Here is a 26,859-nt window from a genome sequence, read left to right on the forward strand (position 1 = left end):
ATCATGGACAATCTGTCGAGCCACAAAGCCCCGGCCGCCCGGGAGGCGATCGAAGCGGCGGGTGCGACGCTGCTCTTCCTCCCGCCCTACAGCCCCGACTTCAACCCGATCGAGCAGGCCTTCTCCAAGCTCAAGGCGCACCTGCGCAAAGCCGCCGAGCGCACCATTCACGGCCTGTGGAACGCCATCGGCCGCATCCTCGACCTCTACCCGCCGCAGGAATGCGCCAACTACTTCGCCAACGCCGGTTACGATGCAGACTGATAGGAAACCGCTCTAGCCGATGCTGCCACTAGGTTGCCGTCAGTTGTTATTTATGGAGTCCCCGTCATATTTCGGCACGACGTCAGTTTATCCCTTATTTATAGATCAGAACTGCTGTCATGGTTAAGACATTATACTGTATTTTGACTGGTCGAGTCCGACTTGTTGGCTAAAAATGCACTCACATGCAAAGGCCGACATGTTCCTATTTGGGACAGACTTTGTTTCGTCGCGAAGAAAGGCTGTTTCGCCCCGGAAACAGCCCTGCACACGGCGGCGTCCGGCCGCCACGCGGCGGCCGGCGAGCGAAACGAGCGCGTCCGGGCGCATTCCGCTCCAGATAATGGCGCAGCTATACTGTCGGCCATCGGGCACAGGACTGGTAATGGTCCGGGCCGAACGGCCCTTCGGGACCGTCCGCCTAGAAGAACCGCTCCAGGATGCGAATCGTGTCGCCCGGCTGCACCTGCAGCCCCAGCGAGCTCTTGAACGTCGGCCGCAGTTCCTGGCCGGCGCCGTTCGGATGGGTGATCGCGAACCGCTTGCGGTTGGCGCGATAGGTATAGCCACCGGCCGTCGCCACTGCCTGCTCCAGCGTCAGGTTGGTGCGATAAGGGTATTCGCCGGGCTTGTTCACCTCGCCGAGGATATAGAAGGTGCGATATTCCAGCACCTCCACGGCGACGCGCGGATCCTTGATGTAGCCCGCGCCGAGCCGCGTGCGGATCGTATCCTGGATCTCGGTGGGCGTGCGGCCCCGTGCGGCGATGTCGCCGATCAGCGGAAAGGCGATGCTGCCGCCGCCGCCGATGTTGTATTCGCCGGTCAGGTCCGCCTCGCCGAACACGGTGATGCGCAGCTTGTCGCCCGCGCCGAGAATATAATCGCCGTTGGTGGCGGTAATGGGCTGCTGAAGCGTCGTAACCCGCGCGTCACATGCCCGCGTCCGCCGGCCACATGCCGCGGACGTGCGGGCACCGGCCTTCCCGCGCCGAAATGGCAGCACCGGTCCCGATATGATATCCACCATTTTCGAGCAAGACCGCCGCCTCGGGCGGCCCCGCGCCCGCGATCAGCGGAGGATCGCGCCGGCGCCTGCCAGCAGGCCCGCCCACAAGGCGATGCTGCTGCCGGCGAGGATCGCCAGCCGCACGCTGCCCGGCCATTTCTCCGTCGCCGGTTCCGGCATGACCGCATTGTCCGCGATCGGGAACGCCCCCTTCACCACGGTGGCGGCACCGAAGGCGGTGGCCATGCGCGCCGCCGACAACGGTTCGAGAAAGGCGCAGCCATAGGCCGCACCGTCGCGCCGGACGATCCGCGCATCCTGCGCGCCCGCGCCGTTCAGCCCCACCCGCACGGTCGTGCCGATCGGCAGATCGGCCGCGCTGACGAAGCGGAACCCGCGCGAAGACAGATCCTGCACGGTCACGTCCAGCGGCGCCCGCGCGGGCGGGCGCACGGTGCTGGGCCGGTCGATCGCGATACGCGGGCCGCCCGCGCGCTGATCCGCCTCGAGGCCTTGTTCGTCGATGAAGTTCAGGGTTGCAGCGAGCATGATCCGGTCCCGATGGCGTACCCGACCTTGGCCCCGCACCGATTAAGAAGTCGTTCCCGGTGCGGTCCGGTCGCCCCCTTTCAGCGCGGATCTCGCCGCTGCCTGTCCCTTATCGGGACCGCCCCATTGAAAACATGCGGAACCGTAATGATCATCCCATTTTGGACCTTCGGTTAACGATTATCCTTCCTTGTCGCAGGCCGCCCCGCCGGACGATAGCCGCCATATCGAACGAATAACGGGGGAATAACCATGCCAGTCCTGAACACCCTTGCCTCGCTTCTGGGCATCACCTTCGGCACGCCGCGGTCCGATTCGATCACCGGCTCGAACGGCAACGACACCATCTTCGCGTTGTGGGGCAACGACTGGGTGTATGGCGACGCCGCCCCGAATGCCGCTGTGAAGACGGTGGATCTCGGCTCGGCCTCCACGTGGTCGGCCGTATCGGCGGACAAGACCAGCATCGCCCTCACCGGGCTGAAGGTCAGCGCGGTCGGCGGCGTGTTCGACGCGTTCAAGGTCGGTTCGGTCGAGGCACTCGGCATCCTCTCGCCGAACGACGACCCCACCAAGATCTACGCGCGGGAGATCGACACGTTCGTCGATCGGCGGCTTCGGCAACGACAAGCTGTACGGCGGCGCGGGCAATGATTGCCTCGTCGGCGGCTGGGGCAACGATCTGCTCGTCGGCGGCTCGGGCAACGACACGCTGTGGGGCGGCTACGGCCGCGATACCTTTGCGTTCGGCTGGCAGTCGAAGGGCCTCGACGTCATCAAGGATTTCGATCGCTGCGCCGACAAGCTGCAGTTCGGCGACGGCATCACGGTGACGAGCACGTCCTATTCGAGCGCCGGCACGTTGCTGCACCTGTCTTCGGGCGGCGACATCCTGATCGCCGGGCTGAAGGTGGCCGACTGGCACACCCTGCTCTGATCGCGACGGCATGAAGGACCGGCCGGTGCACCCGCGCTGGCCGGTCCTTTCGCGTCTATCGCACCGGCAGCGGCGCCGCCGCGCGGGGCGCCAGCAACCGGGTGAACAGCCGCTGCCACCCCTGCTTGCGCCGCTCGGTCACCTCGGCGATGGCCAGCGTCGCCAGCAATATCGTCGCGAGCAGCGCCACCTTGCCCGCCGCCGTGTCGAGCCGGACCGGCACCAGCGAGAGGAACGCCTGCGCGATCGGCACGTGCATCAGGTACAGGGTGAAGGTGGCCCCCGCGATCCATTGCACGCCGCGCATCAAAGCAGCCGGCACCGCCCGCTCGCGACAGGCGGCGTCGATCCCCAGGATGCTTGCCGCAAACAGCCCCGCGACGAAGAAGTCGCCCGGCAGGTCGCGCAGCTTGTGCCAGTAGAGCGGCGTGTTGCTCCAGCCGATCGCGCCGCGATGCACGAGGACCTGGAACACCGCCCACGACAGCATCGCCGCCCCGAACAGCACTGCGCCCGCACGCGCGCCCAGCCAGCGGCGGCGGCAGGCGAACTGCGTTCCCGCCCCGAGCAGCCAGAGCAGCCCCATGATCGCGATGCGCGGCCCGAAGATGGCGACTGCGCCCAGCGACAGCCATTTCCAGCGCCCGGGCAGGAACCAGGCCAGCCCGAAGCAGATGTAGAACGGCACCTCGTAGCCCATCGACCAGTAGGGCGTGTTCGAGCCGATCTGGATATGCCGCCCCCAAACTTCGGTCAGGAAGGTGACGCCGGCGGCATATTGCAGCACCGGCGACCCCGTCACGCTGTCGCCCAGGATCCAGTGCGGCAGCGGCGCGCACAGCGCATCGACCACGAACGTCAGCACCAGAGCCGGCAGCGCGACCGAATAGAGCCGCGCCCCCCGCGCGATCGCATAGCTGCGCCAATCGCCCTCCCGCCGCGTCACGACATGGCTGATGACGAAACCGGACAGGACGAAAAAAACGAGTACCCCCTGCGCCCCGGCCGCCGGGCGGAACAGGTCCAGTCCCTTGCCGCTCCAGTCATTGAGATGCCCCAGCACCACGACGACTGCCGCGATGACCCGCCACATGTCCAGATAGCCCGACGTAACCTTATTCATGCTCGCCCCCGGGCCGACGATAAGCCCACCGAGAGAATTACGTCCATATTGCTTTACGTTTCATTTCTCGCCCGGCATGTTAACGGACGGGCGACGGGACTGATCGACGGACACGCCGCCAACACGCGACACGGACATGGCCCCGTCATTCAGAACTCTCTAACGCCTGCCATTGCAAAGCCGCTGAAACAGGCCGGTCGCCGCCGGGACGCCATCCGGCGGGTCAGACGACGGTGACGCCGGCCGTTCCGCCTGGGGAGATTCGTGTTGCCGCTTCCGGATTGCCCGCTGCTCCCCCCGCGCGATAACCGCGTCGCGGCCACGCGTCCGGCCGGCCACGCCGGATGAGCGAAACCGCTCCTCCCGCCACCCGCTCCGGCGCGTTGTGGTCGATCGTCAACGGCGGCGCGGCGGTGGTCATCCCGTTCGGCGTCTTCGTGCTGTTCGCGCGGATGATGAGCCCGCACGAACTGTCACCCATCCTGCTCGCGGTCGCCATGCTGGAGATCGTCAAGGCGCTCGGCCCGCAGGGTGTGTACGATGTCGTGATCCGCCAGCCCGAAAGCGACACGCGCCATTACGAGAGCGCCGCCGCGCTGTTCCTGATCTTCGGCCTCGGCCTCGCCGCGGTGTTCTGCGGGCTGGTCCTCATCTCGCCGCTGATCCTGCGGATCACGCTGCCGCCGGTGCTGATGATACTCGGCCTCAAGATCGTGTTCGATTATCTGGTGATGCAGCCGCAGGCGATCCTCGCGCGGCGGATGGCCTTCCGCCGGCTGGGCGCGCGCGGGCTGACCGCGGGGATCGTTTCCGGCACGGGCGGGCTGGCGATCGCGGCGCTGTTGTCCCCGCTGCTCGGTCTGGCCAGCTACTATGTTCTCCAGTCGCTGATGGTCTATCTGCTGACCGCGGTCGGCACCGGCGCCACGATGCCGCCCCGGCTGGACCGGCCGGCGATGCGTGAGATGGCGGCGGAAGGCGCACGCGCCTCCGGCGTGCGGCTGACGGCGGTGGGCTTCAACTATCTGGACCAGCTGATGCTTGGCGCGATGGTCCTGCCGGCGCAGCTGGGCCTGTACAATCTGGGCAAGCGGATCGAGGTGGTCGCGATCACGATCGTCTCGTCGTTCGGCCAGATGATGTTCCAGCCCGTCTTCGCCACCGCCGATCCGGGCCACCGCGCGCACCACATGGGCCGGGGCATCGCCGCGATCTCGCTGGTGTGCGGCGTGCCGCTGGTGGTGCTGGCGCTGCATGCATCGCTGGCGGTGCCGTTCATCTTCGGCGCGCAATGGCTGCCCGCCGCCCCGGTGGTGGCGCTTCTCGGCCTCGGCGGGCTGGCCCGCGCGCTGGGCGGGGTGGCGGGTGCGCTGCTCACCGTATCCGGTCGCAACGCGTTGCTGCTGCGGATGGGTTTCTGGGCGGCGGCGATCAGCGTGGCGATGATCTTCGGTCTGGCCTCGTTCGGCGTCGCCGTGGTGGCGGCGGGGGTCCTCGCGCGCAACATCGTGTTCACCGGAATCCAGTTCCATATGACGGGCGATGCGAAAGGGCAGCTGTGGCGCCTGTTCCTGCACAACTGCTTCCTGCCGCTGGCGGCGGTGGCGGTCGTCTCGGTGGCGGCCGGCATGATCGTCACGGCGCTGCTCGGCGCGGGGACGCCGCTGGCGATCTTCGCGGTGCTGGCGGCGGCGGGGCTGGCCGGCGGCGGCGTCGGCGCGGCGCTGCTCTACCCGCGAATGTAACGGCCGCGCACAGCAGCGTGCAATCATCCCGGACCGGGACGGCTGCCATCCGACGCGCCTTGCCGGTGATTTGTTGCGGCCATATGGCTCGGAGGTAACATCGAATTCGCAGGCGTCGGTCCAACGGGCTGCGGCCTCGTTTCCGCGCGAATGTAACGGCTCCGGCTTGTCTTCCCGTTGATTAGCGGGCATGAATCCGTCGGATGCGCTTGTTATATTATCGTGGAGAACACCCCAATTTCGGGGATGATCTCAACCCGCTCACCTGGCCGCACCTCGCGCCCGAACTGTTCGACGCGGCGGATGCGGAAGACGGCCTGCTCGGAATCGGCACGCTGATCGGCCGGCCGTTTCCCGAGGTACGGCGGATCCACGTCTTCTCCAGCGGCGTCGGTTACGATCCGATCCCCGGACCGCAGGCCGACTATCGCTACTGGTGCGTGCGCGGCCCGCTATCGGCGCGCGCGTTGAACCTGCCGGCCGATCGCGCGATCGTGGATGGCGGCATCCTTGCGCCCGAGCTGCTGGGCATCACCCGCGCGGCCGCGCCGGCCGCTCGCCCCGTGGTGGTGCCGCACTGGGAATCGCAGCTGCTGGGCGGCTGGGCCGAGGCGTGCGACCAGGCCGGGCACACGCTGGTCGATCCGATGCAGCCCCCGGCGGCGGTGATCGCGGCGATCGCGGCGGCGCCGCTGGTCCTCACCGAATCGCTGCATGGCGCGATCATGGCCGATGTATTGCGCGTGCCGTGGATCGCCATCGTCACCACCGCCAACCTGCCGCTGTTCAAATGGTTCGACTGGACGGCCTCGGTCTCCACCCCGCTCCGCCTCGTTCCGTTGCGGCCGCCCTCGCCCGCCGCGCTGGCCGCGTTCGGCCGCCCCGGCATCGGCGCGTCCGGCCGGCCGGTCTCGATCAGCGAGGAGCAGGCCTTCGCCCATTTCGCCCGTTGGGGGGTGGAGGATGCCAGGCCCGCCGCGCGCTACACCCCGGGCCGGATCACGCGCGCCATCATCGCCCGTATCGGCGAGCGGATCAGCGGCGTCTCCCCGGTTCAGATGGGGGCGGCCCTTCGCGCGATCGCCGCGAACGTGACGCCGCAGCTCAGCCCGGCAGGCGCGGTGGAGGAACGGCGTGCGATGCTGCTTGCCCGGCTCGAAGAACTGCGCGCCGCCCACGCCGAACGCCGACTGGACCGCCCCTGATCCTTATCGCGGCGCCCGGAGGCGGCATCGCAAACGGCCCGTAGCCCGAGGCGCCCCACCGCTCATGCGTGCACCGCCCGCCCGCCGACCGGAAAGCGCAAGACGAAAGCGGTGCCACAGGGCCGATCGGCAAAGGAAACCGTCGCGCCCAGCCGCTCCACGGCGGATCGCACGATCGCCAGCCCCAGCCCGGTGCCGCCGGGATCATCCGCCCGCTCCAGCCGCACGAAACGGTCGAACACCCGCTCGCGCTGTTCGGGGGCGATGCCGGGGCCGTCGTCGGCCACCGTCAGCGTGACGGCGGCATTATCCGCCGCCAGCCCGACCGAGACGGTGCCGCCTCGCCGGTTGTAGCGGATGCCGTTGTCGATCAGGTTGGACAGGATCTCGAAGATCAGCGTCCGGTGCCCCGGCACCACATAGCCGCCGGAGTCGTCGCACGCCTGATCGTGATCCAGCGTCAGCTCGACCCCCGCCTCGATCGCCTGCCTGATCCGCCGGGTGATGACGGCGGCGGCCACCTCGCGCAGGTCCACCGCCTCCAGCGGTGCGGAGACGCCGGCCTCCTCGGCGCGCGCCAGCGCCAGCAGTTGCGTCAGCAGCCGCTCCAGCCGGGTCACCGCCTCGCCGATCTCGTCCAGTGCCTCGGCCCGTTCGCGCGCGCCGCCGCGCCGGGCCAGCGCCACCTGCACCTTCAGCACCGACAGCGGCGTCCGCATCTGGTGCGAGGCATCGGCGGTGAAACGCCTCACCCCGCCGGTCGCGGTGCCGAGCTGCGCCAACAGGCGATCGAAGGCATGCGCCAAAGGCCGCAGCTCGGCGGGCAGCGGCCCCGCCTCCAGCGGCGAGAAGTCGGGCCGGGCATCATCGTCGCGCGCCTCGATCGCGCCGCGCAGCCGCGCCAGCGGCCGCAGGCTCCAGCCAAGCGCGGGGCGCAGCAGCAACGCCGCGCCGCCCACCAGCGCGCACTCGCCGATCAGCAGCGCCAGCATCAGCCGGCGGGTCAGCGCGGCGCGGTTGTCCAGCGTCTCGGCCACCTGCACCAGCACCGGCCGGTCGATGCGCGGAAGGGATCGCAGCACCTCGGCGATGCGGATGTCCTGGCCGCGATAGCGGGCGAAGCGGAAGCGCGGCTGGTCGGGCGCGGGGAAGGCGAACTCGGGCGCGGGCAGGTCGGCATAGCCGGTCAGCAACTCTCCCCCCACCGCCACCCGGTAATACACGTTGTCGCGTTCGTTGTTCTCCAGCATCCCGAAGGCGGCGGGCGGCAGATCCAGCGTCACCTCGCCGCGCTCCACCGCCACCGTCTCGGCGATCGCGCCCAGCGCGCCGCCCAGCACGCGATCGTTGGTGCGGCGCACGACATCGGCGATCAGCGTGGCGCCGACCAGCCCGATCACCGCCGCCGCCACCAGCAACGGGCCGAGCATGGCGATCAGCAGCCGCGTCCGCAGCGCCAGCGCCTGGCGGTCAGCCGGCATCGAGCATGTAGCCCACGCCGCGCACCGTGCGGATGCCGGGGCCGTCGGGCGCCAGCTTGCCGCGCAGCCGGGTGACATGGACCTCGATGGCATTGTCGCCCACCGGCTCGTCGAAGCCGAACACCTCGCCGATCAGCAACTCGCGCGGCACGATCCGCCCGGCGCGGGTGGCGAGCGATTCCAGCACCGATCGCTCGCGCCGGCGCAGATCCAGCGCGCGGCCCGCAACCTCGGCCTCCCCGGTCGACCGGTTGAGCGTCAGCGCGCCCACCCGCAGCACCGCCGCCGGATCGCCGCCGCGCCTGCGCCCCAGCGCGCGCACCCGCGCCTCCAGCTCCTCCGGGTCGAACGGCTTGCGCAGGTAATCGTCGGCGCCCAGATCCAGCCCGCGCACGCGATCGTCCAGCGCGTCGCGCGCGGTGAGCATCAGCACCGGCACCCGCTCGCCGCGCTGCCGCAGTCGCGCCAGCACGGTGAAGCCGTCGATATCGGGCAGCCCCACGTCGAGGATCACCAGCGCGTACGGCTCGCTCGCCACCACCGCCAGCGCCTGTTCGCCCCCCGCGACATGATCGATCGCATGGCCGCCCGCGCGCAGCAGGGCGGCGATGCTGCGCGCCAGCGGCGCATCGTCCTCGATCAGCAGGATGCGCAATGTCGCCCGCCCCCACGGGAGCCGACACGAAAGCCCCCGCGAAAACCCGCGTGAAAGGTTGCTGACAGCTTGGCCTCGTACACCACCCTCGCTGTCTATCCGAACCAAGAGGCGGAAGGCGAGGAGAGAGACGATGCCGAAGGTGATTGCGACGATAGCGCTGCTGATCGGGCTGACCGTGCCCGCCGCCGCGCAGCGTCCGCCCGCCTATCCGCGCTCCTACGACCGGCTGATCGAGGATGCCCGCGCCGAGCGCCAGGTGCGGATCTACGCCAATGCCGACCGCGCCGAGATGCTGCCGGTGATCGCCGCCTTCCGCCGCCGCTATCCGGGCATCGCGGTCGCCTATGCCGATCTCGGCTCGACCGAACTGTACCGCCGCTTCCTGGCCGAGACGCGCGCGCGCCGCCCGTCCGCCGATCTCGTCTGGTCCTCGGCGATGGACCTGCAGGTCAAGCTCATCAACGACGGGCTGGCGCAGGATTATGCCAGCCCGGAAAAGCCGGCGCTGCCGCCGCTGGCGGTGTGGAAGAACATGGGCTTCGGCATCACCGCCGAGCCGATCGGCATCGTCTATAACAGGCGCCTGATCCCGCCCGCGAACGTGCCCCGCACCCACGCCGCGCTGGAAATGCTGCTGCGGCGGGACCGCAAGGTACTCACCGGCCGCGTCACCACCTTCGATCCGGCGCGGTCGAACGTGGGCTATCTGTACCTGAGCGAGGATTTCGCGATCACCCGCGATACCCGTGCGCTGCTGGAGGCGATCGCCGCCACCCGCCCCGTACTGGCCACCACGACCGAGCCGATGTTGCAGGCGGTGGCCGAGGGGCGGCAGGCGATCGCGTACAACGTGATCGGATCCTACGCGCTGGAGCGGGTGCGCCACGATCCGCGCATCGGCGTCGTCTTCCCGCAGGATTATACGATCGTCACCTCGCGCATCGCCTTCATCGCGCGCGAGGCGGCGCATCCGGCCGCGGCCAGGCTGTTCCTCGATTTCCTGCTGTCGCGCGAGGGACAGTCGCTGCTCGCGCAACGCAGCCTGTGGCCGGTGCGGACCGATGTGCCCGCGCGCCGGCTGCCCGCCGCACAGGCCCGGCCGATCCGCATCGGCCCGCAACTGCTCGTCAATCTCGATCGCCTCAAGCGCCAGCGGTTCCTGCGCGAGTGGGCCGCGATCCTTTCCACCGGAGCCACCACACGATGATATCGCCCCTCCTTCGCGGCGGTTGCGCCGCCCTCGCGCTGATCGCGGCGACGCCCGCGCTGGCGCAAGCCCCCGATGCCGATCTGGCCGCGCTGGTGCGCGCGCAGGCGGCCGAGATCGCGGCGCTGAAGACCCGGCTGGACAGGCTCGAAGGCACCGCCGCCGCCGCGCCGGTTCCCACCTTCGCCGGCACGCCCGCACCCGGCGCACAGGCCGGCGCGCCGCGCACCACGCAGCCGTTCGCGCCGCAGCTGGCGCCCCCCGGCCCGGCCGACCGCGACGTGGAGCGCGCCATCGCCGCGCGCGACAACCCCTCGGGCGTCACCACCGAATGGGGCGCGGGCCTGCCCGTGTTCCACTCGGCCGACGGGGTGTACACCTTCAAGCCGCGCGGCCGCATCCTGACGGACGTGAGCACCTCGTTCGGCTCGAAATACAAGGGCCGCAACCTCACCACCACGGGCATGCGCGCGCTGCGCCTTGGCCTCGAAGGGGCGGTCGGCACGCATTTCTTCTACCAGTTCGAGAGCGATTTCTCGGAGAACGAGGTCGATGTCGTCACCGCCTTCGTCGGCTGGCGCAACCGCCTGCGCCCCGGCCTCGATTACGACGTGCGCGCCGGCCACCTGTTCAACGATCGCGGGTTCGAGGGGTCGACCGGATCGGATTCCACCCCGTTCCTCGAACGCACCACGGTGGCGACCGCGATCATCCCGCAGCGCGGCTTCTACGGCATCGGTATCATGCCCCGCCTGTTCTGGAAGACGGGCCACGTCTCGCTCACCGTCACCGGCGACCGCATCGACGGCACGCAGGCGGTCAGCGACAGCCGCACCGCGCTCGCCCGCGTGCACTGGAACCCGATCAAGACGGATCGCGGCGTGCTGCATGTCGGCGCATGGGGCTTCGACGAGTCGCTGTCGTCGGTGGCGGGGTCGCTCACCCGCAACACCGTGATCGGCGGACGCTTCAACGGCGCGTTGCGCGTCTCCACCGGCACGCTGACCGGCGGCACCGGCACCACCGGCTACGGCGTGGAACTGGGTGGCTATCGCGGCCCGCTGTGGCTGATGGCGGAGGCCGGCCGCCGCAAGGCGCGGCTGGATGCCGGGCGCCCCGATTTCGTCAGCGAGGCGTGGAGCGTTTCCGGCGGCTTCTTCATCACCGGCGATCTGCCGCCGTACAACCCGCGCCTCGGCAGCTTCGGCCAGCCCAAGGTGCTGAAGCCCACCTTCGACGGCGGCCCCGGCGCGATCGAGCTGACCGCGCGATACGAGAACCTCGACTACACCGATCTCGTCACCGGCGGTGATGGCTGGGCCCCCCCCCTGGGGGGGAAATGGTATCTCAACAACTTCACCCGTTTCCAGGTGAACGCGATCCAGTGGCACACCGACAACCGCGCCCGCCCCTACACCGGCGGCGACGACGGCCAGACGCTCAGCGCGCGCGTCGGCGTCACCTTCTGATGATCCGCTTCCCTTCCCCTTCGAGGATGCCGCGATGAACCTTGCCCTGCTCGGCTTCCTGATGGTCGCCACGTTCATGACGCTCATCATGACCAAGAAGATGACGCCGCTGGTGGCGCTCATCGTGATCCCCACGATCTTCGGCGTGATCGCCGGCGAGGCCGCGGGCCTTGGGCCCATGATGATCGACGGGATCAAGAACCTCGCGCCCACCGGCGTGATGCTGCTGTTCGCCATCCTGTTCTTTTCCACGATGACCGATACTGGCCTGTTCGATCCGCTGGTTGGCCGGCTGATCCGGCTGGTCCACGGCGATCCGCTGCTGATCCTGATCGGCACCGTGGTGCTGTGCGCGGTCGTGAGCCTCGATGGCGACGGATCGACCACCTACATCATCACCATCGCCGCGCTGCTGCCGCTGTACAAGCGGTTCGATATGAACCGGCTGTACCTCGTCTGCCTGCTGATGTGCACCAGCGGCATCATGAACCTGACGCCGTGGGGCGGGCCGACCGCGCGCGCCGCCAGCGCGCTGAAGCTGGACCCGGCCGAACTGTTCCTGCCGCTGATCCCGGGGATGCTCGCCGGCCTCGCCTTCCTGATCGGCCTGGCGGTGTATTTCGGCCGCAAGGAGCGCCGCCGCCTCGGCCACGTCCGCGCCAACCAGCCGACCGCCTTCACCGGCATGGCCGTGTCGCAATATCCCGAGGCGCGCCGGCCGAAGCTGATCTGGTTCAACGCAGCCCTCGTCGTCACGCTGCTGACGTTGCTGGTATGGGGCATCCTGCCGCTGTCGGTGGTGATGATGCTGGCCTTCGCCGTCGCCATGATCGTCAACTATCCCGGCGTGGCGGAACAGAAGGAGCGGATCTCCGCCCATGCCGGCAACGTGCTGGCGGTGGTGTCGCTGATCTTCGCCGCCGGCATCTTCACCGGCATCCTTTCGGGCACCGGCATGGTGGAGGCGATGAGCAAGGAGGTGGTCGGCGTGATCCCGCCCGCGCTGGGGCCGTACATGGCGCCGATCACCGCGCTGTTGAGCCTGCCGTTCACCTTCTTCATCTCCAACGATGCCTTCTACTTCGGCATGCTGCCGATCCTGGCGGAAGCCGGCGCGCATTACGGCGTGTCGCCGATGGCGATCGCGCGCGCCTCGCTGATGGGCCAGCCGGTCCACCTGCTCAGCCCGCTGGTGCCCTCCACCTACCTGCTGGTCAGCCTCGTCGGCATCGATCTGGCCGATCACCAGCGGTTCTCGCTGGTGCCCGCGACCATCGTATGCGTGGTGATGACGCTGGTGGGCATGATCGCGCTCGCCTTCCCGTTCGTCGCCTGACGTGGCCGGCGGGCGCGACGATGCGGCGCGGGTGATCCTGCGCTTCGCGGCGGCGCTCACCGTGGGCGCGGCCGGCGGCGTGCTGTTCTTCGCCGCCGGGGCGCCGCTGCCATGGGTGCTCGGGTCGATGGCGGCCTGCGCGGCCGCCAGCATCGCCGGCCTGCCGATCGCCGCCTCCGCCGCCACGCGGCGACCGATGGCGGCGGTGATCGGCGTGGTGCTGGGCAGCAGCTTCCGCCCCGACCTGTTCGATCACGCCCGCGAGTGGATCGTCCCTCTCGCGATGCTGCCGCTGTTCCTCACCAGCGCCGCGCTGCTGTGCGTCACCTATTTCCGCCGGGTGGCCGGGTTCGATCCCGCCACCGCCTATTTCGCCGGCATGCCAGGCGGTATCGCCGAGATGGTGGTGATGGGGGCGGAGCGCGGGGCGGACGAGCGCACCGTGGGGCTGATCCACGCCGCGCGCATCTTCCTCGTCGTGTTCATCCTGCCGTTCCTGATCCGCCTCGTCGCCGCCCCGGTCACCGCAGCACCGCTGCCGCCCGTCACCGGCGACACGGCGAACTGGGCGCTGGTCGCCTGGGCCACCGGCTGCGTGATCGTCGGGCTGGTGCTCGGCCGCCTGCTGCGGCTGCCGGCGTGGCATCTGGTCGGCCCGCTCGCGGTGTCGGCGGCGGTGCACATGAGCGGGATCGCCGACTTCCGCATTCCCGGCTGGGCGCTGGCGACGGCGCAGGTGGGGCTGGGCGCCACGATCGGCTGCCGCTTCGTCGGCCTGTCGCTGCGCGTCCTGCTTCGCACCTTGCTGCTGGCGGCGGGATCGACCGTCATCCTGCTGGCGGTCACGATCCTGTGGGCGGTCGCCATCGCCGCCGTCACCGGGATCGATCCCGTCCTGCTCACGCTCGCCTATTCGCCGGGCGGACTGGCGGAGATGAGCATGGTGTCGCTCAGCCTCGCGCTCGAACCCGGTTTCGTCGTGATCCACCATCTCGCCCGCGTCGTGCTGGTGCTGGTCGGCGCGCCGATCGCCTTTCGCACCTCTCCCCCTCGCTGACCCCACCCCTCGCCAACCGGAGCCGCCTCATGGACCGTTCGACCGTACCGCTGATGCTGCTGCCCGCGATGGGCTGCGACGGCCAGTTGTGGGCACGCCAGATCATGGATCTGGCCGACCTCGCCCACCCCGAATTCGGCGATCTCACGCAGGACGACACGCTGGCCGCGATGGCGGCGCGGGTGCTGGCCGAGGCACCGCCGCGCTTCGCCGTCGCCGGGGTGAGTCTGGGCGGCTATGTCGCGATGGAGATGGTGCGGCAGGCGCCCGAACGGGTCGATCGCATCGCGCTGTTCGGCGTGCGCGCCTCGATGGAGATCCGCGCGCGCACCGTGGCGGGCCAGGGCCTGCTGGCGACCGCACCCCATGCCGACCCGCGCCTGAGCGCGATCGTGTCGGGCCGCGCGCAGGCGATGGCCGAGCGGGTCGGCGCGCAGGTGTTCGAGCGGCAGCAGCGCGCACTGCTCGAACGGCCCGACATCAGCGATGCCGTGGGCGCCATTCACGTGCCGACCTTGGTGGCGGTGGGCGACCGCGACCGCATCTGCACGCCGGACGACGCACGCGCGCTGGGTGATCGCATCCCCGGCGCCCGCTTCCACATCATCCGCGCGTGCGGGCACCTGTCGCCGCTGGAGCGGCCGGGGGAGGTGACGATGCTGCTGCGTGACTGGCTGGAGCAGCACTGACTCCGTCGTCGGAAACATAAATTAACAGATGCTGATGATATTGCGAATGACTCTCATACGCTGATGCGGTAGCTGCGCCGCGTCATTCCGGGGGAAATCAGTTGCGCAGTATTCGGTACGGTTCGGTCAGCATGGTCGCGTTGCTGGCGATGATGGGGCAGGTGGCACAGGCGGAGGTCGCCGAAGCGGCCGGGGCGGAGGCCGCCGCCCAGACGCGCAACACCGACAACGACATCACCGTGATCGGCAAGAGCTACGGCCAGGAGGTCGGCAAGACGCTGACCCCACTGAAGGACGTGCCGAACACCGTCACCATCATCGATCGCGCGCAGATCGAGGCGCAGAACCTGTTCACGCTGGAAGACGCGCTGACCGCGACCAACGGCATCACCGTGACGGGCGTGGGCAGCGAGGATCCGTCGTTCCTGTCGCGCGGCTTTGCGATCAACAACTATCTGGTGGACGGCACGCCCACCTTCTCGTTCGGCTTTCCCGCCGTGGTGCCGGACCTGTTCTCTTACGACCGGCTGGAGGTGCTGCGTGGCCCCGCCGGGCTGTTCAGCGGATCGGGCAACCCGGCCGGCAGCGTCAACTTCGTCCGCAAGCGGCCGCTTGATGCGTTCAAGATCAGCGCCTCGCTCGGCTACGGCAGCTATGACAACAAGCGCGGCGAACTGGATATCTCCACGCCGATCGGCGATCGCGCGGGCCTGCGCGGCGGCGTGATGGTGCAGGATCAGGACCAGTTCTACGATGTCGCCCACCGCAACCGCCACACCGCCTTCCTCGTCGGCAAGCTGGACGTGGGTGATCGCACCACCATCACCGTGGGCGGCAACTACGATCGCTTCAAGCCGGCGGTGCAGACCGGCCTGCCCGGTATCATCGGCGGGCTGGACGGCAGCGACGGGCAACTGCTCGACGTGCGGCGCTCCACCTATGTCGGCGCGGACTGGAACCGCTTCCGCTCCGAGATCTGGACCGCCTTCGCCGACATCACCCACCGCCTGAGCGACCGCTGGACGCTGCGCGCGAGCGGGCTGTTCACCGATGTCGACCGGCTGGACGTGTACAGCTACATCGGCAGCCAGCCGATCACGCCGACCAACGGCATCACCAGCCACATCGCCTATATCGGCGACAGCAAGCAGAAGACGGCCAGCTTCGATTTCAACGGCGTCGGCAGCTTCCCGCTGTTCGGGCGGGACCAGACGCTGATCCTGGGTGCGGACTATCAGGCCAACCTCCAGAAATCGGCGTTCACCCGCCTGTCCAACTATGCGCGGATCGACGTGTACGACCCGGTTTCCCCGGCCGAGCCGGTGCTGAACCCCTATGTCCAGCTGCCGCCGCTGCGCGTGCCGATCACGCCGCAGAACCCGACCGGCATCGCCACCCACGCCACCGGCCGCACCGAGACGGACGTGGAGCAATACGGCCTCTACGGCCAGATGCGCCTCAGCCCGCTGGACGGCGTCACGCTGATCGGCGGCGGCCGGCTGACGTGGTGGGATACCGAGAACCGGACGCTCTACCCGGTGCCCGCCAACGGCGTGATCCAGACCGGCTACACCATCGAGAACCGCTTCACGCCCTATGCCGGCATCGTCTGGGACGTGACCGGCCAGCTCAACCTCTACGGCAGCTATGCCGACAGCTTCACCCCGCAGACCTCGGCGCTGCCCCGCGCCGGCGGCGGCGCGATCCAGCCGCTGGTGGGCGAGCAATATGAGGCCGGCAGCAAGCTGACGCTGTTCGACAGGCGGCTGCTGCTGTCCGCCGCGGTGTACCAGATCAAGCAGAGCAACCGCCTGTTCACCGATGCTGCGACGCCCGACGTGGTGTACCAGATCGGCGCGGTCCGCTCGCGCGGCTTCGAGGCCGGAGCGCAGGGCGAGATCCTGCCCGGCTGGCTGCTCAACGGCGGCTACAGCTATACCAAGACCAAATATCTGGAAGACAGCAACACCGCGCTGGAAGGCTTCACCTTCGTGCCGGTGATCCCCAAGCACGCGATCAAGGGCTTCACCAACTATGCGCCGGTCACCGGGCCGCTCGCCGGCTTCAGCGTGGGCGGCAGCGTGACGTGGCTGAGCAAGACGTTCGCCGGATCGCCCGCCTTCTACAACCCCAACGGCAGCTTGCGGACGCGCTCCAGCATCGTCCGGCAGGGTGGCTATGCGCTGGTCGACCTGCGCGCGGGCTACAGGATCAGCGAGCAGATCGGCCTGTCGGTCAACGTCAACAACCTGTTCGACAAGAACTATTACGCGCGCCTCGGCGGCACCGGGCGCGGCAACTTCTACGGCAGCCCGCGCACGGTGTTCGCCACGTTGCGGCTCAGCACCCCATGAGCGCCAGCGGCTGGCGGCGCGGCGGCGACATGGCGTTGCGCGTGGTGGCGGCGGTGCCGCTCGGCTATGCGGTGGCGGCGGCGTGGGCGATGGCGCTCGCCCGCATCCTGCCGGGCGACCCTGCGCAGGCGGCGGTGGCGGCCACGCTCGTGTCGTTCGCCCTGTGCGCCTTTGCCGCGATGTGGGCGTTCGCCGCGCGCAGCGGCTGGCGCGCCTTCTGGTCGCTGGCGCTGCTCGGCGGTACGGGCGGCGCGATCGCCTGGGCCTCGATCGCCGCGAGTGGCCGGCTGTGAGCAAGGGGTTCCGCCAGTCGCAGTCGTTTCTGCACACATGGTCCGGGCTGCTGCTCGGCTGGGTGCTGTTCATCGTGTTCGTCGCCGGCACGATCGCCTTCTGGCGCGAGGGGCTGAACCGCTACATGCGGCCCGAACTGCCGCGCGTGGAGCAGCCGATGCGCGTGCTGGCGGGCGCGCAACGCTTTCTGCAGGGCAAGGCGCCGGGGGCGAAAAGCTGGTCGATCGCGATGCCGTGGGCCCGGATGCCGGGCGCGACCGTCTTCTGGCAGCCGCAGCCCAAGCCGGGCGAAACGCGCGGACGGGGGCGCGGCGGGCGCGGTCGGCGCGACACGCAGGCGCTGATCGCCGCCGATGGCCTGCCCGCCACCGTGCGGGACACGCGCGGCGGCGAGTTCTTCTACCGCTTCCATTTCGACCTGCATTACATGCCCGTGATCTTCGCGCGCTGGATCGTCGGCATCGCCACGATGCTGATGCTCGTGGCGATCCTGAGCGGCATCGTGACGCACAAGAAGATCTTCCGCGATTTCTTCACGCTGCGGCGGGGCAAGGGCCAGCGATCGTGGCTGGACGGGCACAACGCCACCGGCGTGCTGGCGCTGCCGTTCCACCTGATGATCACCTACACCGGCCTCGTCACGCTGATGGCGATGCTGATGCCGTGGGCGGTGGTGGCCAACTACACCGATCGCGACGCGGTGAACGACGCATTGTTCCCCCACGCGGCGGAGGTGGAGCGCAGCGGCCGGCCCGCGCCGCTGGTGGATTTGGCCGCGCTGGTGCCCGATGCCGAACGCCGGCTGGGCGGGCCGGTCGGCTTCATCGAGGTGCGGCAGCCGGGCGATGCGATGGCGCGGGTGACGATGACGCGCGCCTCCTCCTCGATGCTGTCCAGCCATGCGCCGCGCGTGACCTTCGACGGCGTGACCGGCACGGCACTGTGGCGCTCGCCCGCGCCGGGCGGGGCGGCGCTCACCGCCGGCGCGATGGTGGGGCTGCACGCCGGGCGCTTCGCCGACACCACGATGCGCTGGCTCTATTTCCTCTGCGGCATCGGCGGCACGCTGATGGTGGCGAGCGGGCTGGTGCTGTGGACGGTGAAGCGGCGCGAGAAGCTGCCCGATCCGGCACGCCCGCCCCTCGGCTTCCGCCTCGTCGAGCGGCTGAACATCGCGGTGGTCGGCGGCTTCCCGCTCGGCATCGCGGCCATGCTGTGGGCCAACCGGCTGCTGCCCGTGGGCGGGCGCGGGCGGGCGGAGACGGAGGTGCACATGCTGTTCCTCGCGTGGGGCGCTGCGGCGCTGCTGTCGCTGGGGTTGCAGCCGGGGTGGGCGTGGGCCGCGCTGCTGGGCGCGACCGGGGCGGTGCTGGCGCTGCTGCCGCTGTATAATGCGGTGGCCGGCCAGCGCGGGATCCCCGTGGCGATGGCGCAGGGCGACATGCTGTTCGTGGGGGTGGACCTGACGCTGCTCGCCTTCGGGCTAGCGCTGCTGGCCGTTGCGGCGCGGGTGCTGCGCCATCGCCCGTCGGCCCGGCGCGCCCGCGCGCGGCGGGCGGCCCCGGCCGGCGTGATGACCGATGAAGCGGTGCCGGAGCCGGCGGAATGACGATCCTCACGCTGCTGCTCGCGACCGTCGCCTTCGCGCTGTTCGGCCTCGCCACGCCCGCGCACCACGCGCGCCGCGTGGGGGGGGCACCTGCTGCCCATCCAGCGGCGGCGGCTGCGGGGGGCGGCGTGGGTGGCGATCGCCGCGAGCTTCGTCACCGCGATTTTCGCCGGGGGCCGGGTCTTCGGCCCGGTGCTGTGGTTCGGCGCGCTGATGCTGGGCGCGGCGGCGGTGTTCCTCGCGCTCAACCTGCTCCCCGCCCGGCGCGGCACCGGGCGACGGTAGCCGCTTCCAGCCGACGGTCTGTGGCAGTGCGGCCACGGTGGCCCGCGTCTCCGACCCGTCATCGCGGTGCCGCCGAACTGTAATCCTCGCCGGATAGAGCGCCCCGAAGCGGAGGCGGGCAGCCCTTCGCGCAGGGGACCCGACATGACTGACTTTTCCACCGCGCGGCGCAGGGCCGTGCGGGTGCCGGCGCGCATCTTGCTCATCACCACCTCCGCATGGGGCATCCTGGGCTGGCACGCCGCGCAGGCCGCGGTCGACAGTGCCGCCGCCAGCGAGATCGCCGTGGCGGACGCCGCCGACGACGTGGGCGGCGAGATCCTCGTTTCCGGCAAGCGCCCGATCGCCGAGTCCGAGGCGGCCGCGCTGAAGATCCAGAAGGAATCGCCGTCGCTCGTCAGCGTCGTCGCCGCCGATGCGGTCGGGCGGCTGCCGGACCAGAACATCGCGCAGGCCGTCAGCCGCCTGCCGGGCGTGGGCGTGCAGCGCGATCAGGGTCAGGCACGCTACATCAACCTGCGCGGCGCGCCGATCAACTGGACCACGCTGTCGATCGACGGCATCAACATCATCAGCCCGGAAGGGCGCGACGCGCGGTTCGATTCCATTCCGTCCGCCATCGCCGCGCAGATCCTCGTCCGCAAGGCGGTGACGCCGAACATGACGGGCGAGACGATCGCCGGCAACGTGGACGTCGTGACGCGCTCGGCGTTCGATTATTCCGGTTTCCACATCGCCGGCAAGGCGGGCGGCGGCTATGTCGAGCTGGGCAAGCGTCAGGAATATGAGGGCCAGCTCGTCGTCTCCGAGCGCTGGAACACCGGCATCGGCGAGATCGGCATCCTCGCCTCCGGCAGCTATTACCAGCGCGACATGGTGACGGACAATTACGAGACCGACTGGGAAGCCGTGACCGAGGACCGCCGCCCGGGCAACGCCGACCGCATCTGGGCGCGCGAGACGGAGAACAAGCTCTATCGCCTCACCCGCAAGAACTATTCCGCCTCGGGCAAGCTGGAATGGAAGCCGACGCCGGACCACCGCCTGTTCGTCTCGTCGATCTATTCCGCCTTCGCCGACGACGAGCTACGCAACAACTACATCTTCGATCTGGACGACCAGCAATCCCGCCTCGCCAGCGGCACCAGCGCCGCCGCCCTCGCAGCGGATCGTGCCGCCTGCCCCACGACCAGCGCCACCCCGCGCAGCGGCACCACCGGCTATGCCGACGTCTGCACCGGCAACACGCCCTACAAGGGCACCGTCTATGGCATCGATCTGAACGCCAACGTGCTGGTGCGCGAATATGTGCAGTCGGTGTTCACCAACACGGTGGGCGGCGACCATGATTTCGACCGGCTGAAGATCCGCTGGCGCGGCAACTACACCAAGTCGGTCGACGATCGCTCCGCCCCCGCCCAGCTCAACTACGACAGCCCCGGCTTCGGCACGGGCGCCACGCAGGGCACCAACCGGCTGACGGTGGATTACGACCTCACCGACAAGCAGCAGCCGGCGGTGCGGCTGTTCCGCACGATCCGCAACGCCGACGGCACCTTCGCCAGGGGCGCCGCGATCACCCAGATCGAGGATACGCCCGGCTATGCGCTGTCGCGCGTGCGCAGCCTGAAGGCCAAGGACATCACCCGCGCCTATACCGGCAAGCTCGATGCCAGCTACGACACCGACCTGCTCGGCGAGACGAAGATCACCGTCGGCGCCCAATATGATCGCCGCACCAAGACGTCACGCGAACGGTCGATCGATTTCACCGTGTCGTCCGCCGCCAACCCCTATGGCCTGCCGCTGAGCTATGCGGCGGTGCGGTTGCCGTCCGACCCGGATTTCAAGGGCGACATTCCGCTCGGCTACCTGTTCGACTACCACGGCAAGGGCGCCGCGATCGCGCTGGTCGATCAGGCCATCGCCGGCGGTGCGGTGTACGCGCCGGTGAACGCCAATTTCTACAGCGTGCGCGAGGAGGTGTATTCCGGCTACGCGATGTTCGAGACGAAGCAGGATTGGGGCTCGATCGTCGGCGGCGCGCGCGTGGAGCACATCAAGAACAAGGGCACCGCCTTCGCCACGATCAACGGCACCGCGCAGCTCGTCTCGATCCCGGACAGCCGGACGCTCGTCTATCCCAGCCTCCACTTCAACTACGACGTGGACGAGACGAAGAAGCTGCGGCTCTCGTTCAACACCGGCGCCGCGCGGCCGGATTACGACCAGCTTCGCCCGAACCTGACGGTCAACGATGCGAACCTGACGATCTCGGGCGGCAATCCCGATGCCAAGCCGGAAAAGGCCAAGGGCGTCGATCTGTACTTCGAATGGTACATGCAGCCGCAGGGCTATTTCTCGATCGGCACCTTCTACAAGGACGTGAAGGACGTGCTGTTCGACACCACCCGCCCGTTTGGATCGGATTCGCTGAACGTGGGCGGCCTCGATCGCTCGGCCTACACCTTTACCGGCATCGCCAACGGCGGCGACGGCTATATCTATGGCGCGGAAATCGCCTTCCAGCAGCAGATCGAGGGCAACCAGCAGGCGCTGGGCCTGCCGGACTGGACCGGCGGCTTCGGCGTGCTGCTGAACGCGACCTACAACAAGAGCCGCGCCGAGACGCCGGACGGCCGCAAGATCGAGTTCCCCGGCACCTCGAAGTTCGTCTACAACGCCAGCCTGTTCTACGAGAAATACGGTTTCTCGGCGCGCGTCTCCTACCAGAAGCGCACGAAGTGGATCGACGCGATCGGTGCGTTCGGCACGGTGAACGGCACGTTCCGCGGCCTTGAGGGCGGCGACTTCTTCTGGGCGGCGGATGACGAACTGGACGCTTCGCTGCGCTACTCGATCAGCCGCAACGTCGAGGTATATGCCGATTTCTCGAACCTGCTGAACGGCCCGGGCCGTCGTTTCGCCGGGGTGAGCGCGCGCACCGTGGAGCGCGAGACGTTCGGCCGGCGCTACACCGGCGGCGTGCGGTTCAACTTCTGATGCGGCTGGCTCCCTTCGCCGCATTGCTCCTCGCCGGTTGCGCCTCGGTGCCACCGGCGGGAATGGCCGCAGCCGATACCGCCACCGTCACCGCGCGCGGCGAGACCGCGCCGGTCGGCACCGCCGAGGATGCGGCGGACGATCCCGCGATCTGGCGCAACCCGCGCCGCCCGGCCGACAGCCTGATCGTCGCGACGGACAAGCGCGCCGGGCTGCACCTGTACGACCTGACGGGCCGCCATCTCGATTTCGCGCCCTCGCCCCGGCTGAACAACGTCGATCTGCGCGACGGCGTGTCGATCGCCGGCAGGCCGGGCATCCTCGTCGCCGCCAGCGACCGGGCTGACGAGGCGCAGGCGCGGCTGGCGCTGTTCCGGCTCGATCCGGCGGCCCGCCGGCTGGTCCCGCTCGGCAACCCCGCGGCAGGCGCGGGCGAGGCCTACGGCCTGTGCCTGTGGCGCCGCGCGGCGGACAGGGCGCTGTTCGCCTTCGTGGTGATGAAGGACGGGCGGATCGACCAGGTGCAGGTCGATACCGCCGGCCCCGCCCCCACGGCACGGATCGTCCGCACGCTGAAACTTGCCACCCAGTCCGAAGGCTGTGTCGCCGACGACCGCACCGGTATGCTCTATGTCGCCGAGGAGGATGTCGGGCTGTGGCGTTTCGCCGCCGATCCTGCCGCCTCGCCCGTGCCGGTATCGGTGGCCAGGGTGGACGGCCGCTTCCTCGTCGCCGATGCCGAGGGGCTGGCGATCGCACCCGCCGGGCGGAACGGCGGGTGGCTCGTCGCCTCCCGCCAGGGCGACAGCGCCTATGCCGTGTGGCGGCTGCCGGACATGACGCCGGCGGGCCGCTTCCGCATCGGCGCGGGCACGGTGGGCGCCACCTCGGAGACGGACGGGATCGAGATCGTGCCCGGCGACTTCGGCCCCGCCTTCCCCGGCGGGCTGATGGTGGCGCAGGATGGCGACAACGCGCCCGCCACGCAGAATTTCAAGCTGGTGGCGTGGCGCGACATCGTGAAGGCGTTGCGGTCGACGCGATAGGGCGGCGACGGATCGAAACCTTTACCTTCACTGCGCTCTCACCGTCCGCGGGCGGGGCGCGCCGCACGCGGTAGAAGTCGCCACCCCGCCGCCGCGCCGGCAGTCCCGCGACAGCGCCGATGGCTTGGTCGGCGGCAAGGCAATTTCGCCGCGGGCCGATGCGCCCCGGCGTTCGCCATCATCGTGCAGAACGTCGTCGATCCGCCGCGCGGAAAGCCGCACATCACGATAGTGCGCGGCATCGGCCCGAGCCTCCCACCGTCACCTGACGATCACGGGTTCTGGCAAGCGTATCGCCGACGACCCTGTCGACCCGGCCCTGCTACATGCGTGTCGGGCAACAAAAAAAGGCGCCGGCGGGTGATCCGCCGGCGCCTTTCGCTCCGCGTGCCGGCCCGCAGGCCGGCCGTGGCTTATCCCATCGTCGGGATGATGAACGCGCTCTCGCCGGCGCCGCCATCGGGCCAGCGCTGGGTGACGGTCTTCACCTTGGTGTAGAAGCGCACGCCTTCCATGCCATACTGGTTGGTGTCGCCGAACGCCGAACGCTTCCACCCGCCGAAGCTGTGGTAGGCGACCGGCACCGGGATCGGCACGTTGATGCCGACCATGCCGACCTCGACCCGCGCCGCGAACTCGCGCGCGGCGTGGCCGTTGCGGGTGAAGATGGCGACGCCGTTGCCATATTCGTGCACGCTGGGCAGCGCGACGGCTTCCTCGAACGTCTTGGCGCGGACGATCTGGAGGACCGGGCCGAAGATCTCCTCCTTGTAGGTCCGCATCTCGGTGGTGACGCGATCGAACAGCGTCGGGCCGACGTAGAAGCCTTCCTCATGCCCCTGCAGCTTGAAGCCGCGACCGTCGATCACCAGTTCCGCGCCTTCGTCGGCGCCCATCTGGATGTAGTTCTCGATCTTCGCCTTGTGCGCGGCCGTCACGACCGGGCCGTAATGCGCATCCTTGTCGGTGGAAACGCCGACGCGCAGCGCCTCGATCGCGGGGATCAGCTTGGCGCGCAGGCAATCGGCGGTGTCCTCGCCCACCGGCACCACCACCGGCAGCGCCATGCACCGCTCGCCGGCCGAGCCGAACGCCGCGCCGCAGATATCCGCCACGGCCTGGTCGAGATCGGCGTCGGGCATCACGATGCCGTGGTTCTTGGCGCCGCCCATCGCCTGCACCCGCTTGCCGGCCGCGACGCCGCGCGAATACACATACTGCGCGATATCCGACGAGCCGACGAAGCTGACGGCCTTGATCTCGGGATGATCGAGGATGGCGTCCACCATCACCTTGTCGCCCTGCACCACCTGCAGGATGCCTTCCGGCCCGCCCGCCTCGAGGAACAGCTCGACCAGCCGCACCGGCACCGACGGATCACGCTCCGACGGCTTGAGGATGAAGGCGTTGCCAACCGCGATGGCGATGCCGCACATCCACAGCGGGATCATCGCCGGGAAGTTGAACGGGGTGATGCCGGCGACGATGCCGAGCGGCTGGCGCATCGAATAGACGTCGATGCCCGGCCCCGCGCCCACGGTATATTCGCCCTTCAGCGCGTGCGGGATGCCGCAGGCGAACTCCACCACCTCGAGCCCGCGCTGGATATCGCCCTTCGAGTCGGCGATCACCTTGCCATGCTCGGACGAGAGCAGCTCGGCCAGCTCGTCCATGTGCTGTTCGATCAGCGCCTTGAAGTTGAACATCACGCGCGAGCGCCGCTGCGGGTTGGTCGCCGCCCACTTGGCCTGCGCCGGGCGCGCGATCGCGATCGCCGCGTCGAGATCCGCCGCCGTGCCGAGCGCGACACGCGCCTGCACCCGGCCCGTGCTCGGATCGAACACGTCGCTGAAACGGTCGGAAGCGGTCGAGGCCACTGCCGAGCTGCCGATGAAATGCGAAATCTCGCGAAGCGCGGTAGCCATGAAAACTCTCTCCCCAGGGATAGGCGGCTTCCTTGGCTCCAAGGAGGCCATAATGGCAAGCCCCTAGCGCATTATCCACGTGCTTCGCGCGCCGCGCCGCGCCGCCGGAACGGCCAGATGCGCGGTCCGCCGTGGTATCGGTCAGGCGAAGTCCGCCGCCGCCAGCGCATAGAGGCCGTCCGCCGGGGCACAGGCGGCGGCACGCAGGCCCAGCGCCTCGGGCACGATGCGATCGAGGTAGAAACCGGCCGACGCGCGCTTCAGCGCCGCGAACGATGCACCCTGCGCCGTCTCGTCCACATTGCGCGCCTGCCGTTCGAGCAGCCAGCCGCACACCGCCGTCGCCAGCATCGTCTGGAACGGCACGCTGGCGGCCAGCCGGTCGCGCAGCGGCGCCGCCGCCAGCAGGCCGCCGGTTTCGTCGCAGGCCGCAACCAGCTCGCGAAGCGCGGGGTGCCGCGCCTCGCCGGCCATGTCGGCGACCAGCGCGGCAAAGGCCGCCCCGCCCTCCAGCCCCAGCTTGCGCGAGACGAGATCGGCCGCCTGGATGCCGTTGGTCCCCTCGTAGATGGGGAAGATGCGCGCATCGCGATAATATTGCGCGACGCCGGTCTCCTCGATGAAGCCCATCCCGCCGTGCACCTGGATGCCGAGCGAGGCGACCTCGCAGCCGAGATCGGTGGCATGCGCCTTGGCGAGCGGGATCAGCAGCCCCACGCGCGCCGCCGCCGCCGCGTCGCCCGTGGCGGCGCGGTCGATCCAGCCGGCGGTGTGATAGACCAGCGCGCGCGCCGCGTCGGTCTGCGCGCGCATCCGCAGCAGCATCCGCCGCACGTCCGGGTGCTCGACGATCGCGACCGGATCGCGAACCGGGGCGCCGGCCTGCGCGGACTGGATGCGCGCGCGGGCATAGGTGACCGCCGCCTGTGTCGCGCCTTCCGCCACGTGCACGCCCTGCAGGCCCACCAGCAGCCGGGCGTTGTTCATCATCGTGAACATCGCGCGCATCCCGCCGAACTCCGGCCCGATCAGCTCGCCGATGCAATCGCCGTCGTCGCCATAGCTCATCACGCAGGTGGGCGAGGCGTGGAGGCCCAGCTTGTGCTCGATCGAGACGACGCGCACGTCGTTGGCCGGCCCCGGCGTGCCATCCGGGTTCAGCCGGTACTTGGGCACGAGGAACAGCGAGATTCCGCGCGTGCCCGCCTCGCCCCCCGGCGTGCGCGCCAGCACGAGGTGGACGATGTTGCCGGCCAGATCGTGATCGCCATAGGAGATGAAGATCTTCGTTCCCGTGATCGACCACTGCCCGTCCGCCCGGGGCGTGGCGCGCGTCTTCAACGCACCCACGTCGGAGCCGGCCTGCGGCTCGGTGAGGTTCATCGTCGCGGTCCACTCGCCCGAGACGAGGCGGGGCAGCCAGCGCGATTTCTGGTCGTCGCTGCCGTGGTGGATCAGCGCCTCCACCGCGCCGCCGGTGAGCGTGGGCACCAGCACCAGCCCGGTGTTGGCGACCCCCAGCGTATCGAGCACCGCCACCTGCAACGCGAACGGCAGCCCCTGCCCGCCATGCGCCTCAGCCACGCCGACCGTGCTCCAGCCGCCCTCCACGAA

The 26,859-nt window shown here is 69.5% G+C and carries 21 protein-coding genes and 2 pseudogenes; 16 read left to right on the forward strand and 7 right to left on the reverse strand.

Annotation, left to right across the window (positions count from 1 at the left end; all coding sequences use genetic code 11):
• A partial coding sequence (locus tag FOY91_RS13195) for a transposase (RefSeq protein ID WP_203234565.1) occupies window positions 1–264 on the forward strand: 264 nt, incomplete at its 5' end.
• Between the two features lie 421 nt (window positions 265–685).
• Here the strand turns inward: FOY91_RS13195 and FOY91_RS13200 are convergent.
• Window positions 686–1,270, reverse strand: a complete 585-nt coding sequence (locus FOY91_RS13200; protein ID WP_162527230.1) for a polysaccharide biosynthesis/export family protein — start codon at window positions 1,268–1,270, stop codon at window positions 686–688.
• A 66-nt stretch (window positions 1,271–1,336) separates the two neighbouring features.
• Window positions 1,337–1,822, reverse strand: a complete 486-nt coding sequence (locus FOY91_RS13205) for a PilZ domain-containing protein (protein ID WP_145152690.1) — start codon at window positions 1,820–1,822, stop codon at window positions 1,337–1,339.
• A 252-nt stretch (window positions 1,823–2,074) separates the two neighbouring features.
• On the opposite strand from FOY91_RS13205, the gene FOY91_RS13210 reads away from it, so the two are divergent.
• Both FOY91_RS13210 and FOY91_RS22405 read left to right on the forward strand, forming a co-directional pair.
• Complete coding sequence (locus FOY91_RS13210) at window positions 2,075–2,476, forward strand: hypothetical protein (RefSeq protein ID WP_145152693.1); 402 nt, start codon at window positions 2,075–2,077, stop codon at window positions 2,474–2,476.
• Window positions 2,454–2,564, forward strand: a pseudogene (locus FOY91_RS22405) (calcium-binding protein); the annotation flags it as partial. The gene FOY91_RS13210 and the pseudogene FOY91_RS22405, both read left to right, overlap by 23 nt.
• Window positions 2,565–2,814: 250 nt before the next feature.
• On the opposite strand, the gene FOY91_RS13220 reads toward FOY91_RS22405, so the two are convergent.
• Window positions 2,815–3,882: an acyltransferase family protein gene (locus tag FOY91_RS13220; protein ID WP_145152696.1), complete on the reverse strand. Its 1,068-nt coding sequence runs from the start codon at window positions 3,880–3,882 to the stop codon at window positions 2,815–2,817.
• 344 nt (window positions 3,883–4,226) lie between these two features.
• Here FOY91_RS13220 and FOY91_RS13225 point away from each other — a divergent pair, with 344 nt between their 5' ends.
• Window positions 4,227–5,627, forward strand: a complete 1,401-nt coding sequence (locus FOY91_RS13225; protein WP_145152699.1) for an oligosaccharide flippase family protein — start codon at window positions 4,227–4,229, stop codon at window positions 5,625–5,627.
• A 203-nt stretch (window positions 5,628–5,830) separates the two neighbouring features.
• Window positions 5,831–6,832 carry a polysaccharide pyruvyl transferase family protein gene (locus FOY91_RS13230; RefSeq protein ID WP_145152702.1) on the forward strand — a complete coding sequence of 334 codons (1,002 nt, stop codon included), beginning with the start codon at window positions 5,831–5,833 and terminating at the stop codon, window positions 6,830–6,832.
• Window positions 6,833–6,894: 62 nt separating this feature from the next.
• Here the strand turns inward: FOY91_RS13230 and FOY91_RS13235 are convergent, their stop codons facing one another.
• Both FOY91_RS13235 and FOY91_RS13240 read right to left on the reverse strand, forming a co-directional pair.
• Entirely contained in the window at window positions 6,895–8,313 is a 1,419-nt protein-coding gene (locus FOY91_RS13235; RefSeq protein WP_145152704.1) for a sensor histidine kinase, read from the reverse strand.
• A complete protein-coding gene (locus FOY91_RS13240) occupies window positions 8,303–8,968 on the reverse strand; it encodes a response regulator (RefSeq protein ID WP_203234566.1) in 666 nt (221 codons plus the stop codon). The genes FOY91_RS13235 and FOY91_RS13240 overlap by 11 nt, the downstream gene beginning before the upstream one ends.
• Window positions 8,969–9,101: 133 nt before the next feature.
• On the opposite strand from FOY91_RS13240, the gene FOY91_RS13245 reads away from it, so the two are divergent.
• The 11 genes and pseudogenes from FOY91_RS13245 to FOY91_RS13295 all read left to right on the forward strand — a co-directional run bounded on the left by FOY91_RS13245 (window position 9,102) and on the right by FOY91_RS13295 (window position 23,320).
• A complete protein-coding gene (locus tag FOY91_RS13245) occupies window positions 9,102–10,178 on the forward strand; it encodes an ABC transporter substrate-binding protein (RefSeq protein ID WP_145152707.1) in 1,077 nt (358 codons plus the stop codon).
• The gene (locus FOY91_RS13250) at window positions 10,175–11,647 is read left to right on the forward strand and encodes an OprO/OprP family phosphate-selective porin (RefSeq protein WP_145152710.1); all 1,473 of its coding nucleotides are present in this window, start codon (window positions 10,175–10,177) and stop codon (window positions 11,645–11,647) included. Before FOY91_RS13245 ends, FOY91_RS13250 begins: the two co-directional genes overlap by 4 nt.
• A 34-nt stretch (window positions 11,648–11,681) precedes the next feature.
• Window positions 11,682–12,983: a CitMHS family transporter gene (locus FOY91_RS13255; RefSeq protein WP_145152713.1), complete on the forward strand. Its 1,302-nt coding sequence runs from the start codon at window positions 11,682–11,684 to the stop codon at window positions 12,981–12,983.
• Between the two features lies 1 nt (window position 12,984).
• Window positions 12,985–14,040 (forward strand): AbrB family transcriptional regulator, encoded by a 1,056-nt coding sequence (locus FOY91_RS13260; RefSeq protein ID WP_203234567.1) that lies wholly within the window; start codon window positions 12,985–12,987, stop codon window positions 14,038–14,040.
• Between the two features lie 29 nt (window positions 14,041–14,069).
• A complete protein-coding gene (locus FOY91_RS13265; protein WP_238995685.1) occupies window positions 14,070–14,729 on the forward strand; it encodes an alpha/beta fold hydrolase in 660 nt (219 codons plus the stop codon).
• Between the two features lie 101 nt (window positions 14,730–14,830).
• Window positions 14,831–17,083: a TonB-dependent siderophore receptor gene (locus FOY91_RS13270; protein WP_238995687.1), complete on the forward strand. Its 2,253-nt coding sequence runs from the start codon at window positions 14,831–14,833 to the stop codon at window positions 17,081–17,083.
• A complete protein-coding gene (locus tag FOY91_RS13275) occupies window positions 17,080–17,376 on the forward strand; it encodes a hypothetical protein (protein ID WP_145152716.1) in 297 nt (98 codons plus the stop codon). The genes FOY91_RS13270 and FOY91_RS13275 overlap by 4 nt, the downstream gene beginning before the upstream one ends.
• On the forward strand, window positions 17,373–18,986 hold the full coding sequence (locus tag FOY91_RS13280) for a PepSY-associated TM helix domain-containing protein (RefSeq protein WP_145152718.1): 1,614 nt from the start codon (window positions 17,373–17,375) through the stop codon (window positions 18,984–18,986). Before FOY91_RS13275 ends, FOY91_RS13280 begins: the two co-directional genes overlap by 4 nt.
• A gap of 72 nt (window positions 18,987–19,058) precedes the next feature.
• Window positions 19,059–19,271: pseudogene (locus FOY91_RS13285) on the forward strand (DUF3325 family protein); the annotation flags it as partial.
• Between the two features lie 144 nt (window positions 19,272–19,415).
• Complete coding sequence (locus FOY91_RS13290; RefSeq protein WP_145152724.1) at window positions 19,416–22,274, forward strand: TonB-dependent receptor; 2,859 nt, start codon at window positions 19,416–19,418, stop codon at window positions 22,272–22,274.
• On the forward strand, window positions 22,274–23,320 hold the full coding sequence (locus FOY91_RS13295) for a phytase (RefSeq protein WP_145152727.1): 1,047 nt from the start codon (window positions 22,274–22,276) through the stop codon (window positions 23,318–23,320). Before FOY91_RS13290 ends, FOY91_RS13295 begins: the two co-directional genes overlap by 1 nt.
• Before the next feature lie 413 nt (window positions 23,321–23,733).
• Here FOY91_RS13295 and FOY91_RS13300 read toward each other — a convergent pair whose 3' ends face one another.
• Complete coding sequence (locus FOY91_RS13300) at window positions 23,734–25,245, reverse strand: CoA-acylating methylmalonate-semialdehyde dehydrogenase (protein ID WP_145152730.1); 1,512 nt, start codon at window positions 25,243–25,245, stop codon at window positions 23,734–23,736.
• 141 nt (window positions 25,246–25,386) lie between these two features.
• The coding region (locus tag FOY91_RS13305; protein WP_145152733.1) for an acyl-CoA dehydrogenase family protein at window positions 25,387–26,859 on the reverse strand (1,473 nt) is incomplete at its 5' end.

It is taken from the genome of Alterirhizorhabdus solaris (assembly GCF_007785815.1).
GTDB lineage: Bacteria > Pseudomonadota > Alphaproteobacteria > Sphingomonadales > Sphingomonadaceae > Alterirhizorhabdus > Alterirhizorhabdus solaris.

Excerpts from the sequence above, each read along its gene's own strand:
- FOY91_RS13205 (WP_145152690.1), bottom strand. The coding sequence starts at position 1,822 with ATGCTCGCTGCAACCCTGAACTTCATCGACGAACAAGGCCTCGAGGCG.
- FOY91_RS13210 (WP_145152693.1), top strand. The coding sequence starts at position 2,075 with ATGCCAGTCCTGAACACCCTTGCCTCGCTTCTGGGCATCACCTTCGGC.
- FOY91_RS13220 (WP_145152696.1), bottom strand. The coding sequence starts at position 3,882 with ATGAATAAGGTTACGTCGGGCTATCTGGACATGTGGCGGGTCATCGCG.
- FOY91_RS13225 (WP_145152699.1), top strand. The coding sequence starts at position 4,227 with ATGAGCGAAACCGCTCCTCCCGCCACCCGCTCCGGCGCGTTGTGGTCG.
- FOY91_RS13230 (WP_145152702.1), top strand. The coding sequence starts at position 5,831 with ATGCGCTTGTTATATTATCGTGGAGAACACCCCAATTTCGGGGATGAT.
- FOY91_RS13235 (WP_145152704.1), bottom strand. The coding sequence starts at position 8,313 with ATGCCGGCTGACCGCCAGGCGCTGGCGCTGCGGACGCGGCTGCTGATC.
- FOY91_RS13245 (WP_145152707.1), top strand. The coding sequence starts at position 9,102 with ATGCCGAAGGTGATTGCGACGATAGCGCTGCTGATCGGGCTGACCGTG.
- FOY91_RS13250 (WP_145152710.1), top strand. The coding sequence starts at position 10,175 with ATGATATCGCCCCTCCTTCGCGGCGGTTGCGCCGCCCTCGCGCTGATC.
- FOY91_RS13255 (WP_145152713.1), top strand. The coding sequence starts at position 11,682 with ATGAACCTTGCCCTGCTCGGCTTCCTGATGGTCGCCACGTTCATGACG.
- FOY91_RS13265 (WP_238995685.1), top strand. The coding sequence starts at position 14,070 with ATGGACCGTTCGACCGTACCGCTGATGCTGCTGCCCGCGATGGGCTGC.
- FOY91_RS13275 (WP_145152716.1), top strand. The coding sequence starts at position 17,080 with ATGAGCGCCAGCGGCTGGCGGCGCGGCGGCGACATGGCGTTGCGCGTG.
- FOY91_RS13290 (WP_145152724.1), top strand. The coding sequence starts at position 19,416 with ATGACTGACTTTTCCACCGCGCGGCGCAGGGCCGTGCGGGTGCCGGCG.
- FOY91_RS13295 (WP_145152727.1), top strand. The coding sequence starts at position 22,274 with ATGCGGCTGGCTCCCTTCGCCGCATTGCTCCTCGCCGGTTGCGCCTCG.
- FOY91_RS13300 (WP_145152730.1), bottom strand. The coding sequence starts at position 25,245 with ATGGCTACCGCGCTTCGCGAGATTTCGCATTTCATCGGCAGCTCGGCA.